Source organism: Streptomyces sp. T12 (genome assembly GCF_028736035.1).
In the GTDB taxonomy this organism is placed as follows: Bacteria; Actinomycetota; Actinomycetes; order Streptomycetales; family Streptomycetaceae; genus Streptomyces.
This window is the reverse complement of sequence record NZ_CP117866.1, coordinates 2,387,549-2,402,604: the sequence shown is the minus strand read 5'-3', so window position 1 is coordinate 2,402,604 and position 15,056 is coordinate 2,387,549. Positions and strand designations below refer to the sequence as shown.

The 15,056-nt window shown below is 71.2% G+C and carries 10 protein-coding genes and 1 tRNA gene; 8 read left to right on the top strand and 3 right to left on the bottom strand.

All coding sequences use genetic code 11. From position 1 onward, the window contains the following. The first annotated feature begins 47 nt into the window (after positions 1-47). From PBV52_RS10655 to PBV52_RS10630, 6 genes are all read left to right on the top strand, one after another. A complete protein-coding gene (locus PBV52_RS10655) occupies positions 48-1,484 on the top strand; it encodes a hypothetical protein (RefSeq protein ID WP_274238067.1) in 1,437 nt (478 codons plus the stop codon). Between the two features lie 229 nt (positions 1,485-1,713). Continuing rightward, positions 1,714-3,165 carry an alkaline phosphatase PhoX gene (locus PBV52_RS10650; protein ID WP_274238066.1) on the top strand — a complete coding sequence of 484 codons (1,452 nt, stop codon included), beginning with the start codon at positions 1,714-1,716 and terminating at the stop codon, positions 3,163-3,165. 48 nt (positions 3,166-3,213) lie between these two features. After that, positions 3,214-3,286 (top strand) — tRNA-Ser (locus PBV52_RS10645). 373 nt (positions 3,287-3,659) lie between these two features. Then, complete coding sequence (locus tag PBV52_RS10640) at positions 3,660-5,240, top strand: TROVE domain-containing protein (protein ID WP_274238065.1); 1,581 nt, start codon at positions 3,660-3,662, stop codon at positions 5,238-5,240. 112 nt (positions 5,241-5,352) lie between these two features. Then, on the top strand, positions 5,353-6,000 hold the full coding sequence (locus tag PBV52_RS10635) for a GntR family transcriptional regulator (protein WP_274238064.1): 648 nt from the start codon (positions 5,353-5,355) through the stop codon (positions 5,998-6,000). Between the two features lie 24 nt (positions 6,001-6,024). Beyond that, a complete protein-coding gene (locus PBV52_RS10630) occupies positions 6,025-7,041 on the top strand; it encodes a 1-aminocyclopropane-1-carboxylate deaminase (RefSeq protein ID WP_274238063.1) in 1,017 nt (338 codons plus the stop codon). Here the strand turns inward: PBV52_RS10630 and PBV52_RS10625 are convergent. Both PBV52_RS10625 and fxsT read right to left on the bottom strand, forming a co-directional pair. Continuing rightward, complete coding sequence (locus tag PBV52_RS10625) at positions 7,038-8,420, bottom strand: TIR domain-containing protein (RefSeq protein ID WP_274238062.1); 1,383 nt, start codon at positions 8,418-8,420, stop codon at positions 7,038-7,040. The genes PBV52_RS10630 and PBV52_RS10625 overlap by 4 nt on opposite strands. Then, on the bottom strand, positions 8,417-11,839 hold the full coding sequence (gene fxsT / locus PBV52_RS10620; RefSeq protein ID WP_274238061.1) for an FxSxx-COOH system tetratricopeptide repeat protein: 3,423 nt from the start codon (positions 11,837-11,839) through the stop codon (positions 8,417-8,419). Before fxsT ends, PBV52_RS10625 begins: the two co-directional genes overlap by 4 nt. Positions 11,840-12,034: 195 nt before the next feature. On the opposite strand from fxsT, the gene PBV52_RS10615 reads away from it, so the two are divergent. Further along, on the top strand, positions 12,035-13,072 hold the full coding sequence (locus PBV52_RS10615; protein WP_274238060.1) for a LacI family DNA-binding transcriptional regulator: 1,038 nt from the start codon (positions 12,035-12,037) through the stop codon (positions 13,070-13,072). A 257-nt stretch (positions 13,073-13,329) separates the two neighbouring features. On the opposite strand, the gene PBV52_RS10610 is transcribed toward PBV52_RS10615, so the two are convergent. Further along, positions 13,330-14,550 (bottom strand): TerD family protein, encoded by a 1,221-nt coding sequence (locus tag PBV52_RS10610; RefSeq protein ID WP_274249349.1) that lies wholly within the window; start codon positions 14,548-14,550, stop codon positions 13,330-13,332. A 120-nt stretch (positions 14,551-14,670) separates the two neighbouring features. On the opposite strand from PBV52_RS10610, the gene PBV52_RS10605 reads away from it, so the two are divergent. Then, the gene (locus tag PBV52_RS10605; RefSeq protein WP_274238059.1) at positions 14,671-15,045 is read left to right on the top strand and encodes a hypothetical protein; all 375 of its coding nucleotides are present in this window, start codon (positions 14,671-14,673) and stop codon (positions 15,043-15,045) included. Positions 15,046-15,056 lie beyond the last annotated feature (11 nt).

The window sequence follows — 15,056 nt, the reverse complement described above, 5'->3', positions numbered from 1 at the left end:
AGCCGTGATGCGTACGGCCCTGCAGAACGCCCTAGGAGAACCAGCCGATGTCAGACAGCTCCCCACTGCCGCCGGTGCGGCTGCACCCCGAAGCGGAGCTGGCGCGGGACGCGCTGTCCACGCCGTTGCTCGCCCGGGCCGCGCGGCTGGCCCGCTGGGCCGGGCCCGACACCCGGGTCGACGCCGGGGGCGGGCTCGTCGACGAGCAACTCCCGGCCGCCGCCGAGCTGCTCGGGCTGAGCGGGGACGACGCCGCCGCGTACGCGAGCGAGGCCTGGCGGGTGGCCGTCGACACCGGACTGGTCGAGGTCGTCGACGAGGAGGCGGGCACCGTCACCGCCGGGGCGGAACTGGCCCTGCTGACCGGCGGTTCGCCGCAGGACGTACTCGGCGTGTGGACCGGAGCGCTGGAGACGGTGCTCGCGGATGCGAGCGTGCCCGACCTCGACGACCTGGTCGACGCCATGGACGCGGGCGGCGAGGTCGACCTCTCCTCGCTGGACTGGGACCCGGAGGCCGAGGCGGAGTTCCTCGACGGAGTGCTCGGCAACCTGTACCTGCTGACGGCCACCGAGGACGGCCCGGGCGACAGGCCCGTGCCGCTGCCCGCCCTCGCCGCGTCGATGATCGTGCCCAGCGACATGGGCGAGCCCACGAACGACGTGCTGGAGCAGGTGTCCGACGCGATGATGCGCCTGGACGACCAGTTCCGGCTGCTGGAGCCGGTCGGGCTGGTGGAGTACCAGCCGGTGGACGAGGCGCTGATGGCGGACGCCGAAGGCCCCGGCGAGGATCCGTCGGCCGCCGTCGACGACACCGACGTGTCGCGCTACGGCATGGTGCGGCTGACCCCGCTCGGACTGTACGGGCTGCGGGCCCGGCTGCTGGAGGCCGGATTCGAGGCGCCCGCGGTCGGGGACCTGGCGGACAAGGGGGCCGACGCGCTGCTCGACGGGACGGCCACGTTCCCGCAGAGCGCCGCGCAGGCCGAGACCGAGCAGTGGCTGGCCCGGCGTGAATCCCTGGCCGCGGCACGGGAGTTGCTGGCCGCGGCACGGGGACTGGACGCCGGGGCGCCGCTGCGGCGGCTGCGCTGCCAGCAGGCGCTGTCCCTGGTGGGCGCGGAGGCCGAGCCCGCGCTGCGGGAGGTCCTCGACGATCCGGAGCTGGGCGGGCTGGCCCGGGTGTGGCTGACCGAGGCCGGGTTCGCCGACGTTCCCGCGCCGTCCCAGGATCTGGTGTTCTGGCTGACCGTCGACACCCTTGCCGCCCAGCTGGCGGCCGAGGGGAACTCCGAGGAGCTGACGGCTCTGGTGGAGGGGCTGGCCGCGCAGCACAGTTCGTTCTTCGCGGCGGCTTGGCGGGTCGATCATCCGGCCACCGCGGATGTGCTGGAGGCGATGGGGCGGCTGCATCCGGACAAGAAGATCGCGAAGGAAGCGCGGAAGGCTGCGTTCAAGGCGCGGTCGCAGCAGGGGGGCTGAGCTTGTCTTGCGGGTGCGGCCGGGGTATGGCTGGTCGCGCCCACGCGGCGGCGCCGCATATCGATAGGGTCCCGCGCCCCTCAGGGCGTTGCCCGTGCCCGGCGTTGTTTCATGGAACCTGGTGCCCTGAGGCCCCCCGGAGTTCAACTCCTGTTCAGACATGGGCGGGACCGTTGCGCCGTCCCGAAGTCCGCCACCCTCCACGGCACCCACCGTCACAGGAGACACCATGTCGCTCACCCGCAGGGACTTCGCCAGGAAATCCGCGATCACCGGTGCCGGTGTCGCGCTGGCGGGCAGCGCCGGCGTGCTGGCCACCGCACCGAACGCGCTCGCGTCCACGGAGTCCGAGACCGCGAGCGAGGAGCCCGCGGACGCCCACGGTGGCGGCGTCGGGTACGGACCGCTGATCCCGGACCCCGAGGGCATCCTCGCGCTGCCCGCCGGGTTCGAGTACCGGGTCATCACCTACAGCGGCAGGACGAAGCTGGAGTCGGGTGAGTACACCCCCTCCAACCATGACGGCACGGCCACCTTCGACGGCCCGCGCGGCACCACCCTCCTCGTCAACAACCACGAGCTCAAGGGCCCGCGCGCCAACTGGAAGTACCCCGTCCCGCTCACCGAGGGCCTCGTCTACGACCCCGCCGCGGCCGGCGGCTGCACCGTCGTCGAGGTCCGCCCCGGCGGTCAGGTCGCCGAATGGGTCGGCATCGCGGGCACCTCCACCAACTGCGCGGGCGGCAGCACCCCTTGGGGCGCCTGGCTCACCTGCGAGGAGAACTCCGACAAGGCCGGCACCAACGGCATGACCAAGGACCACGGCTACGTCTTCGAGGTCGACCCCATCGACCGGCGCGCCAACCGCGACCCCAAGCCGCTGAAGTTCTTCGGCCGCTACGACCACGAGGCCGTCGTCATCGACCCCAAGCGCGGCCACGCCTACCTCACCGAGGACGCCGCCTCGCCCAACGGCCTGTTCTTCCGCTGGACCCCGCCGAAGGGCTTCGCGTACGGCCGCGGCAGGTTCCGCACGCTCGCCGACGACGCCGGTGTCCTCCAGGCGCCCAAGTGCTTCGACTCCGGCGGCAAGTTCGTCGACGACCTCTCCCGCGCCACGAAGATCGGCACGGTCTACGGCGTCGACTGGGTGGACGTCCCCGACCGCGACGCGCGGACCACACCGGTGCGCAAGCAGTTCGCCGCCGACGAGATCACCCGCGCCCGCAAGCTCGAGGGCATGTGGTGGGGCGACGGCGGCGCGTACATCGTCTCCTCGTACGCCCGTGCGGAAAGCCCCGTCCAGCACGACGGCCAGGTCTGGTTCTACGACCCCAAGCGCCGCACCCTCACCCTCAAGGTCCTCCTCGGCGTCAACCCCGACCCGTCCAAGGACGGCGCCTTCGACGGCCCCGACAACATCACCGTCTCCCCCTACGGCGGCCTGGTCATCGCCGAGGACGGCGAGGGCATCCAGCACCTGTTCGGCGCCACCGACAGCGGCCGCACGTACCCCATCGCCCGCAACGAGCTGAACGTCGGCACCGAAGAGGAGCCGGAGTACAGCGAGTTCACCGGCGTCACCTTCTCCTGCGACGGCAGGACCCTGTTCGCCAACATCCAGACGCCGGGAATCATGCTCGCCATCACCGGGCCCTGGAAGCGGCAGAAGCGCGGGTAATTAATTCGCTCGCCCGGCCCGCGGCACCCCTCTTAGAGTGATGAACGTCCAGGTGCGAAGGCAGGACTTACTTCCACTCTTAATGGGGAGGCCGCGGGTTCGAATCCCGCCACCGGTTCCACGAGCCGGTGTAGCTCAGTGGCAGAGCACCACGTCGGTTCCGCCGACCTCGATCTCTGGACACCACAACTTCATGCACCTCCCGGTGCGCAGGCCGCGGCTACTTCTTCTCCTAAAAGAATCCCATGCCGCTGCCGACTTGATCTCGGGAGGCGCAGCTCAAGGTGGGTGCCCGGTGCGCAGGCAGCGGATACTTCGGGAGCTGGTGGGGGTACACCCCTCGTGCGGGTTCGAATCCCGTCATCGACTTCGGGTCGGTGTGGCGGAACGGAAGACGCGCCAGTTATAAGCAACCGCAGTCGACTTCGACCTCGGACACCCTCCTTTTGCCGTGCCTCCCTCCGAAACCCACAGTGAATTCGGGGGAATTCAACATGGCGCGATTCAACACGCGGGCCGCCAAGGCGCGCCCGACTTCGCGAGTGACGTCGACAGGGCGTGTACTCCGTACCTATGAGGGCGGCCGCGGTCATGAGCGTGACGCCCGCTCCGAGCTCTTCCTTCTGTCGGTCGCCAACTTCGTCTCGCAGCAGACCTTCTACGAGGCCGGCGCCGACCGCGACGACCGGTTCGCGGGACTCGTGCGCGAGCTCGCCGTCACCGACCCGGTGTGGACGGCCGGCCTGCTCGGCTGGCTGCGCGGCGAGGGCAACCTCCGTACGGCGGCCCTCGTCGGCGCTGCCGAGTACGTGAAGGCACGCCTGGCGGCCCAGGCCACCGACGGCCCCTCGAACCGGCAGGTCATCGCCTCCGTGCTCCAGCGGCCGGACGAGCCCGGCGAGTTGCTCGCGTACTGGACGGCGACGTACGGCCGCAACGTGCCCAAGCCCGTCAAGCGCGGCGTCGCCGACGCCGTACGGCGTCTCTACAGCGGCAAGTCGCTGCTGAAGTACGACACCGCGTCCAAGGGCTACCGCTTCGGCGACGTCCTCAACCTGGTGCACGCGGCCCCCGACCCGGACAGGCCGTGGCAGGGCGAGCTGTTCCAGTACGCCCTCGACCGCCGGCACAACCCGGACACCGCCGTGCCGCCCGCGTCCGACCGGACGCTGGTCGCACACCGTGAGCTGATGGCGCTGCCCGTCGAGGAGCGGCGTGCGGTGGTCACGTCCGAGGGCGGTGCCGAGCGGCTCGCGGCGGCCGGGATGACGTGGGAGGCGCTGGCGGGCTGGCTGCAGGGGCCGATGGACAGGGCGGCCTGGGAGGCCGTCATCCCGTCCATGGGCTCCATGGCGCTGACCCGCAACCTGCGGAACTTCGACGAGGCAGGCGTGTCCGACGAGGTGGCGGCCCAGGTCGCCGCGCGGATCAGCGACCCGGCCGAGGTCGCGCGCTCGCGGCAGTTCCCCTTCCGGTACCTCGCCGCGTACCAGCACGCGCCGTCGCTGCGCTGGGCGTACCCGCTGGAGCAGGCGCTCGGCCACTCGCTGGCCAACGTGCCCGCGCTGCCCGGCCGGACGCTGGTGCTCGTCGACCGCTCGGGCTCGATGTGGGGCCCGCTGTCCGACCGGTCGAAGCTCAACCGGGCCGACGCGGCTGCGATCTTCGGCACGGCGCTCGCGCTGCGGGCGAAGAAGGCGGACCTGGTGGAGTTCGGCTCCACGAGCGCCCCGGTGAAGTTCCGCGGGGGCGAGTCGGTGCTGAAGATCCTTGGCCGCTTCGGTGGCCTGGGCGGCACCGACACCACCGAGGCGGTCCGCCGCCACTACAGGAAGCACGACCGGGTCCTGATCGTCACTGACGAGCAGTACACGTACAGCCACCACGGCGACCCGACCGAGCAGGTTCCCGCCGACGTGCCGGTCTACACCTGGAACCTCGCCGGGTACCGGGCGGGCCACGGCCCGTCGGGGAAGGCGAACCGGCACACCTTCGCAGGGCTGTCGGACGCCGCTTTCCGGATGGTTCCGCTGCTGGAGAGCGCTCGGAGCGCCGACTGGCCCTGGGCGGTCTGAGGCACAGCCTGCCTGGAACACAGGCCTGTGCCCTGAGCGTGGCCCGCACTTCACGGGGGGTGCGGGCCACACCCTTGTCCGGACACCGAATTGACATCTAACATTTCAGCCCGTGGAGGCGATACGACCCGTAGGCAGGATCCTGCTCAGGGACCAGGCGTACGAAGCGATCCGGGACGCCATCGTGGCCGGGGAGATCGAGTCCGGCGCGGTGGTGCGGGACGCCGATCTCGCCGAGCGGCTCGGGCTGTCCCGGGCGCCGGTGCGCGAGGCGTTCTCGCGGCTCGTGGACGAGGGGCTGCTGGAGAGCAAGCCGCAGAGCTACACGCGGGTGACGCCGGTCGTGGCCGCCGACGTACGGGACGCGGCCGCCGTGGTCGGCGCCATGCACGAGCTGGCGACGCGGGTCGCCGTGCCCCTTCTGATGGCCGCGGACGTGGAGATCATGCGCGCCGCCAACGAGCGCTTCGCCGCCGCCGTCGCCGCGGGTGAGGTGGACCTCGCCCTGCGGGCCGACGACGAGCTGCACGACGTACTGGTGCGGGTGAGCGGCAACCGCGCGGCCGCCGCCACCGTCGCCCGCTACACCCCGCTCATCCGCCGCCTGGAGCGACGGCGCTTCGGCGAGGGCGGGACCTGCCGGTCGGCCGGGCTGCACGAGCGGCTGATCGAGGCGTGCGCCGCCGGTGACGTGGACAGAGCGATCCGTGTCACGGCGGAGATCTGGCGCACCCTCGCCGACCTGGCCGACTCCGACTGACGCCGTTGCCCCTGGAGGCGCCCCATGTCCCTCTCCTCCTACGAGCGCTACCCCCTCCTCTTCGGTCCGTCCCCGGTGCACCCTCTGCAGCGCCTGACCGAGCACCTCGGCGGCGCCTCCCTGTGGGCCAAGCGGGAGGACTGCAACTCCGGGATCGCCTACGGCGGCAACAAGACCCGCAAGCTGGAGTACCTGGTCGCCGACGCGCTCGCGCAGGGCTGCGACACCCTCGTCTCGATCGGCGGCGTGCAGTCCAACCACACCCGCCAGGTCGCCGCCTGCGCCGCCCGCGCCGGTCTCAAGTGCGTGCTGATCCAGGAGAGTTGGGTGGACTGGCCCGACTCCGTCTACGACAAGGTCGGCAACATCCTCGTCAGCCGGCTCGCCGGAGCCGACGTACGGCTGATCAAGGCCGGGTTCGGGATCGGCTTCAAAGAGAGCTGGGAGCAGGCGCTCAGGGAGGTCGAGGAGTCGGGCGGCAAGCCTTACGCCATCCCGGCCGGCGCCTCCGACCACCCGCTCGGCGGGCTGGGGTTCGCCGGCTGGGCGTATGAAGTGGCCGAGCAGGAGAGGCAGTCGGGGGTCTTCTTCGACACGGTGATCGTGTGCTCGGTGACGGGGTCCACCCAGGCCGGTATGGTCGCCGGCTTCGCCGCCCTGGAGGAGGCGGGTGGCCGGCCCCGCCGCGTCCTCGGCATCGACGCCTCGGCCAAGCCCGCCACCACCCGTGAGCAGATCGCCCGGATCGCCCACGGCACCGGCCAACTCATCGGCGTCAAACGCGAGTTGACCGAGGCCGACGTAGAGCTCGACGAGCGGTACCACGCGGGCACGTACGGCATCCCCGACGAGTCGACGCTGGAGGCCATGCGACTCGCGGCGCGGACGGAGGGGATGGTCACGGATCCCGTGTACGAGGGCAAGTCGATGGCCGGGATGATCGACCTGGTCGGCCGCGGGGAGATCGGGCGGGACTCGACCGTGCTCTACGCCCATCTGGGCGGCCAGCCGGCGCTGAATGCGTACAGCGCGCTGTTCTAAGGAGTGTGGCCGTCGACGAGCTTGCGAACCTCGATGCTCTCGGGACTCTCGGAGTCGATGGCTTCCAGGGCGCGGGCGAGACGCTCGTAGCCGTCGGGCCGTTTCCTGGCGATGCGTACGACGGCGAGGAGCCAGGGGCGCGTGGGCAGGTTCGATTTGGGTTCCTCGGCGGTGTCGAACCCGGTCGCCTCGAACCAGATGGTCCGGATGTCCCCGTCGATCAGGGACGAGGCCACGGAGAGCTTGTCGACCAGTCTGCTCTCGAAGGAGCTGACGGCATTGGACGGGAAGGCGGGCGGGGCCTTCCTGGCGACTGCCGGCGCGGTGACCGGGGCGTTGACGGCGGTGAGGAGGATTTCGCGCTGAGACAGCGGATCCGGGATGTCGTACAGCGCGGCGACGTCTTGCGGGGTCAGTCCGGCGGGGACTTCCTCCGGGGGAACGTGGTCGATGAACACCGGTACGAGGCGCGGTAGATCGGGCTCGAGGTCCGGGTCCGCGTATATCTCCTCCAGGACCGTTCTGTTCAGACATCGGTCGGTGAGGCTGTCCCGGGACAGCAGCAGGACCACGCGCTTCGCGCGGAGCAACGAAGATCTGAGAAGTCTTGCCGGTGCGCGGCCGAAACACTCCGCGGGGAGAACGTCGACGTCGTGTCCCGGGTGGAGCTGGCTGTACGCCCACTTGCCCCAGCCGCGGTCCCTGTCCCGGTCGGTGTAGGCGAGCACATAGTCGACCGGCAGCGAGGACTCGGCGCCGAACTGCGGGCGCAGCGTGGCGATGTCCTCGACCCGAATGGGCGCGAGGGCGGCAAAGTGGGCTTCGACCAGGAGGCGGGCCACCTCGTGAACGACGTCCTCGTACTCCTGGTGGACCGGACCCTGGTCACGCGGAACGATCGACACCAGCCCGCGCTGCTCGTACATGGTGCCGGCCCCGAGGCGTACGTACTGGTACGCGGTGCTGGGCTCCGGCAACTTCAGGCCGATCCTCTGCCAGAGCACGCCGATGAGGAACGGGGAGTCGATGAGGTTCGCGCGGCGGCTCAGCCGGGCGTTGAACACCGTCCATTCATGGGCGCACCAGTGACTCTGGAAATAGCTGGGCGAGTACAGGGCCAGCATCGCCCTGGCCGTGCAGACGCCGTTCGCGACGACCCGTTCCTCCCAGCGCTCACCCGGCCTGATGTCCTGGAAGTCCACGAATCCTTTGCCGGGGACCGCGTTGCCGAGCATCTGCTTGACCTGCTTCTGGACGTCGTTGTGGAAGCGCTCGACCAGCGGGAACATGCTCCGGTCGTCCGAGTAGCCGGTGAAGAACCAGTACGGCACCGGCGGCGGGCCCCCGCCGGCCGCATCCGGCGGAACAGCGGCGTTCACCGGTTCGCCCGGCGTTGCTCGATCTCACCGACGATGTGGCGGGCCTCCGTCACCGCGAGACTCTCCGGTTCGACCGCTTCGAGGGCGTCCACCAGCTGAGTCAGACCGCCCGGACGGGCCTTCAGGCTGCGGACGGTCTCGAAGAGCCTGGTCCGTGAGGACACCTCGTCCCGGACGCGCACGCCGAGCGGGGTGACCAAGGAGTGGAAGCTGTCCCGGCTCTGCAGAATGGCGGTGCGCGCCAGCGCGTTGACGAGCTGCCGGGTCAGCAGCGCCTGGCCGTCGTCGTCGGGACCGGTCGCTCCGGGGAACACGGGAGGACGGGCGTCGCGCTCCGGTTCCAGGGCGAACCGCAGGAGGTCGCGGGCGGCGTCCGGGTCGAGGTCGTACAAGGCCGGCGTGATCCGGTCCCGGAGCGGAGGCGGTAGCCGGTCGGTCTCCACCGGCCGGACGAAGAGCGGCACCAGGCGCGGCCCGTCGTCCGAGCCGCCGTGCAGCAGCGCGCTCCACTCCTCGGAGGTCCAGGCGGTGGCAGTCATCGACGCCAGATAGCTGGGGGACAGCAGTACGAGGACGATGTCCGACACCCGGGGCCACGGCCGCCCGAGGTGAGTGTCCTCGACCTCCGTCACCACCGCGTAGCCGAGTTGCTCCAACTCGAAGGTCACCCAGTCGGCCCATATGCGGTCGGCCTCGACATGGCTGACCAGCACGCACTCTCCGCCCGGACGCTTCACCGAAGGGCGCGCGGACCGGGACTCGGACGGCTGGGGCGGCCTGATGGTGCGGCCGTCCGGCGCCGGGAGGTCGCCGGTCGCTTGGGACCAGCCGTCGAGGAGCTCGGCGACGATCCGGTCCGCGCCCGCCACGGGCCAAGCCACGGGGAAGTGCTGTTTCAGCACCTCCCGGGCTTCGTCCGTCCGACCGCTCTCACTCAGACATACGGCCAGGAGTTCCGCCGTCTGACGGGTCTCGGCACCGTCCCTGCCCCAGAAGCGCACATTCCCGTCGTACGCGCGCCTGGCCCAGGTCAGCGCGGTGTCGACGTCGTGGACGGCGAGATACGCGCCGGCCAGCAGACCGGAGGTGCTCAGGCAGTCGACGTGATCGGCGCCCAGCGTCTCCCGCTGGCGCGTGTAGGTGAAGTGGAGACGCTGCTGGGCTTCCTCGTGGCGCTCCATGCGGATCAGCAGAGCGGCCAGTGGAGCAGTGGCTCGCAAGGCGGCCGGATCGCGGGGGCCGAGGGTGAGACTGAGGTCGTGGAGGACGACGTCGCGCAGGTTCAGGGACCGTTCCAGGTCACCGAGGTTCGCGTACAGGGCGGCCAGGTAGGTGGCTGTGCGGAGCGTCTCGGGGTGGTACGCACCGAGCACGCGCCGCTGCCGGGACAGGGTGTCCTCCCCGAGGGTCCGGGCTTCTTCCCTGGTGCCGAGTACGCCCATCGGCACCAGCAGTGTGGCGGAGAGACTGAGCGCGAGGGGGTGGTCCGGCCCGAGGACCTCCCGCAGTTGCTTACGGGTCGGCATGCCGAGCTCCACGGCTGCTGCCGCGTCTCCCGCGTCGGAGAACAGTGCCGCCAGTTGTGCGGCGGTTTCGAGTGCCGTCGGCGCCGTGTCGCCGAAGGTGCGCCGCTCCCAGGCCAGGAGGGTCTCGGCCAGCGGCAGGGCGGCCCGGGGCTCTCCTGTTGCCTGCAAGCCGTCGACCAGGTACGACGTGATCTCCATCGTGGTCGCGTCGTCCGCACCGAGCCGGGACCGCGCGGCCTCGCGCAGCTCCGTCAGCCGGGGCACGGCGGTCGCGGCCTCACCGTCCAGCACCAGTCGGGTGCACCCCACGCACACCGCCGAGAGTCCCTCGCGCCTGGTCAGGTCCTGCGGGGCCACCGCCAGCAGATGCGGCAGCAGCGGCGCCCAGGCCTCCGACGGCGTGTGCAGGGAGGGGAGAGCCGCCACCAGCAGAGCCTGGGCGCCGAGAGCAGCGGTCGCTCGGTCGCCCGGGGAGAGCAGGTCGCGGAGCGCGGAGTGCGCGGCCGGGTGGATGCGCAGGGCGCCGTCGCCGCCGTGGCCGAGTCCGTACCGGTTCACCGCGCGCAGCGCCGACTCCCTCGCCTGGGGGGTCCGCAGCAGTACGGCGAGGGGCTTCGGGGTCCAGTCCGGTACGCGTACGCAGTCCCGGAGCTGGAAAGGCTGCGGTGCGAGCAGGGCGCAGGCCGACAGGAGCGCGACCGCTCGCTCGTCTTCGGCAGCCAGCCGGTCCAGGCCGAGCCGCACGGCATGCTGGAGCACCTGCGGCGGGTTCTCCACGGATCCGTCCTCCGAAAGCGCCTCGAGATAGGCGCTCACGGAGATGCCACGGCTGAGGGAACCCGCCGCCATGCCCACGGCCAACGGGATGTCCCCCATGTCGGCCGCCACCACCTCGGCGTCCTGCTCGCTCATCGTGGGCACCAGCGTGCGCAGCAGGGCGGAGGACTCCTCGGGCGTGAGCCGGCCCACCTCGATGGGTTCTCCGACGTCGGTACGGTCTCGCTCACGGGAGACGACGAGGATCTGGCCGTTGCCCATGTCCCCCCTGAGCTCCTCGGGCAGTCGGCCGACGTCGAGTACGTCGTCGAAGACCAGCAACCACCGGTTGCGCGTCCGCAGCTCGGCGGTGACGGCCCTGGCCGCTTCCCCGGGCACCGTGTCGCGGGAGGCGGCCCCGAGCCGCACCGCGAGCTCGCCGAGCTGGGCCGATATGGACCCCTGGCCCGGTCCGATCCACCAGACGAGTTCGTACTCTCCCGCGAACCGGTGGGCGTACTCGATGGCCAGCTGGGTCTTGCCCATGCCGGGGTCCCCCACGAGGACCGCCCGGGACCGCTCCGTCAGCGCGGCCCGCAGCCGCTTCAGCAGCTTGACCCGGCCCACGAACCGGTCGTTGCGCTCGGGCACGTTCCACACGCGGGGCCGACTGCCCGGCAGCCGGGGGCTGGTGGCACCGAGGCGGCGCAATCGACCGCCGACCGGCGGGCGTTCGGGGTCGACGGCGCGCAACAGGACCGAACGGGCAACCCGGTCGTCGTCGAGACCGGCGAGACGCACGAACTGCCGCTCACCAAGGACGCCGAGACCGTCCGGGACCGGGCCGTCGTGCAACAGGACAGGGATCGGCTGCTTCCCCGCGGAAAGAAAGGACTCCAGCTCCGCCCGGGCATGCCGGCTGTGCGCATACGACGGTGAGACGAGAACCAGCATCACCTCGGACCGGCTGACCGCGGCCTGGATCTCAGCCATGAAGTCGGCGCCCGGACGGAGCGACCAGGTGTCCAGCCACACCTCGTACCCGGCGTCCTCCAACTGCCACGCCACCCACTCGGCCCAGGCCTGGTCGTCCCGCGCGTAACTGATGAAGCACGCCGCCCCGGCACCAACAGCCATATGCCCGCCCCTCGTTCACAAGCCCCGGGACGAGATTACGGTGAGTGCCGTCCCGGCGGGAGGTTTCCGCGTTCCCGACGTCGAGGCCTGGTCTTCATGCGGCAGGGACTCCACATGCCCCTATGCCCACCTCGTCGATCACCCGGCGGCACCGGGCCCTGCCGCCGCGCGCACCTGGCCGGATACAGTGCACGCGTGCGGGCGGACGATCAGCAGCGGGAGCCGAGTGTCGAGCAGCCTGACGGCACCCGCCGCCGGGCCACGATCCACGATGTCGCGAAGCTGGCCGGAGTGTCACGGCAGACGGTCTCCCGCGCGGTCAACGACAAGGGCGAGATCGACCCGGCCACGAAGGAGCGGGTGCTGGAGGCGGCGCGGCTGCTGGACTACCGGCCCAGCCGGTTCGCGCGCGGCCTCGTGCAGAAGGGGGCCGTGACGGCGGGTCTGGTGATCCCGGACCTGATGAACCCCTTCTTCCCCGAGGTGGCCGCTGGCGTGCTGGAGGCGGCCGAGAAGCGCGGGTGGCAGGTCGTCGTATGGGACTCCCGCATCGACGAGGCCCGGGAGCGGGAGGCGCTCGATGTGCTGTCCCACCAGGCGGACGCGGTCATCGGCTACTTCAAGAGCCCGGACGACGTGCTCGCCCGGCACCTCGGGGGCGTACCGCTGGTGCTGCTGGAGCGTGGCCCGCAGCAGACGCGTTTCGCGGCCGTGGGCATCGACGCCGCCGCCGGTCTCGCGCAGGGCATGGCACACCTGGTGGGCGCCGGTCACCGCAGGATCGGCATGCTCGACGGGGTGCACGGACCCGGCCCTCGCAGACAGGCCTTCCTGGAGCAGGCCCGGCGGCACGGCCTGCCGGTCGACGAGAGCTGGATCGCGCTGTGTCCCGAGCACAGCGTGGCCGGGGGCGAGGCCGGCATGGAGCAACTGCTGGACGCCCGGCCCGACATCAGTGCCGTCTTCGGCTTCAACGACCTGATGGCGGTCGGCGCCGTGCGGGCCGCCCGGCGTCGCGGTCGGCGGGTGCCGGACGACCTGGCCGTCCTGGGCTTCGACGGACTGTCGCTGGGCGAGCTGGTGGAGCCCGCCCTGACCACCCTGCACATCGACAAACGGCGGCTGGGACGGCTGGCCGTGGAGCAGGTGGCCCGGCTGCGAGCGGGCGACGAGCCGATGAGTGGCGTGGATGCCTGGGTCATTCCCGAGCTGGTCGTGCGGGCTTCCGCCTGATACCGCCTGATGGCTCGTCGGGGCTTGCACCTGCTCGTACCGGCGCGGCGTCTTCACGTGCGCCGCTACTCATGATCAACCCGGACAAGGTCACCCTCCAGGTCGCCCTGGCGAACCTCAACGTGCTGTACAACGCCGACTACGCGCTCGTGATGGCAGGCGCGGGATCTGGCGGCGGGGGCCACGAAGACGTGAGCGCTGATGCGCCGCCGGGCGCCCCCTGTGGGGTGGGGCGCCCTTGGACGTCGTACGGCTGTCTACAGCGCCTGGGCCGCCGGCTTGACCATCCCCCTCACGGTGCGGGACTTCACGAAGTCGCCCATGGCCGTCATCTCCCACTCGCCGGAGAACTGCTTGATCAACTTCGCCATCATCACGCCCGTCTGCGCCTCGGCGTTGGTGAGGTCGAAGCGGACGAGTTCCTCGCCGGAGGCGGCGTCGATCAGCCGGCAGTAGGCCTTGGCGACCTCGGTGAACTTCTGGCCGGAGAAGGAGTTGACGGTGAAGACGAGTCCGGTGACCTCCTGCGGCAGGCGCCCGAGGTCGACGGTGATGACCTCGTCGTCCCCGCCGCCCTCACCCGTGAGGTTGTCGCCGGAGTGGCGGATCGCGCCCTGCACGATCTGGAGCTTGCCGAAGTAGCAGCTGTCGATGTGGTTGCGCTGCGGGCCGTACGCGATGACCGAGGCGTCCAGGTCGATGTCCTTGCCGCGGTACGCCGGCTCCCAGCCGAGGCCCATCTTGACCTGGGAGAGCAGGGGGCGGCCGCCCTTGACCAGGGACACGGTCTGGTTCTTCTGGAGGCTGACGCGGCCCTTGTCGAGGTTGATCTTGCCGGCGCCGGGCGCGGGAGGCGCGGGCGGGGCCGGGGGAGCGGCGGGAGCCTGCGGCGCCGGGGGAGTGGACATCGGCGGGGCCGGCGGGGCGACCGGGGGCTGCATGGTGGGCTGCGGCGGGGCCACGGGGGCGGCGGGGGCGGGGGCCGGTTCCTCGACCGTGACGCCGAAGTCGGTGGCGATGCCGGCCAGGCCGTTGGCGTAGCCCTGGCCGACCGCGCGGGCCTTCCAGGCGCCGTTGCGCAGGTAGACCTCGACGATCACCAGTGCCGTCTCGGTGCCGAGCTGCGGGGGCGTGAAGGTGGCCAGGACGCTGTTGTCGTCGGCGTTGCGGATGGTGGCCGTCGGTTCGATGCCCTGGAAGGTCTGGCCGGCGGCGTCCGGGCTGGCGGTGACGACGATCTTCTCGATGCCGGGGGGAACGGCTGACGTGTCGACCGTGATCGCGTCGGGGCTGGTGCCGCCGCCCGAGCGGTACGTCACGCCGGGGCCGCTCGGTTGGTTGTAGAAGATGAAGTCGTCGTCGGAGCGCACCTTGCCGTCGGCGGTGAGCAGCAGGCCCGATACGTCGAGCCGCACCGGGGCGGCGACGTCCACCGTCACGCGCGCGGCGGAGAGAGGGATGTTCGAGCCGGGGGTCATAGCTGTCATGCCCGGAAGAACGAGCGAGCCCGATTTACCGTTCCCTTACCCTGAGGCCAATCGGGTCGGTGTTCCGAGGTCCTGCTTGCAGTTCGCGCCGTCGTCCGTCGAGGAGGATCCGTGGATCCCAGTCCCCTGTTGGTCGTTCCCGCGGCTCTGTGGACCACGGCCGCCTTCGTGGCGGTGGTCGCGGCGATGGTGGCAGCCGCGCTTCCCGGCCGGGCCAGGCGTCAAAGGATGGTGACCGACGACTGGAGTCCGTTGGGCAGGGACTTCCCGGTGGTCGCCCTGGCGGCGTCGGTCGCCTACGTGGTCGTCGCCGCCGTCCGGAGCCAGTTCGCTCCGTCCTCCGCCGCCTTCGGCATCCTGTGGCCGGCGATGGCGGCGACGGCCGTCTCCTACGCGGCAGGACTGCGCAGCCGCCCCCTGCCCCGCTGGGCCGGCGTGACCTTTGCCGCCACGGGCGCCGCCCTCTACGGTTCGCTGCCGATATGACCTCCTGCCCG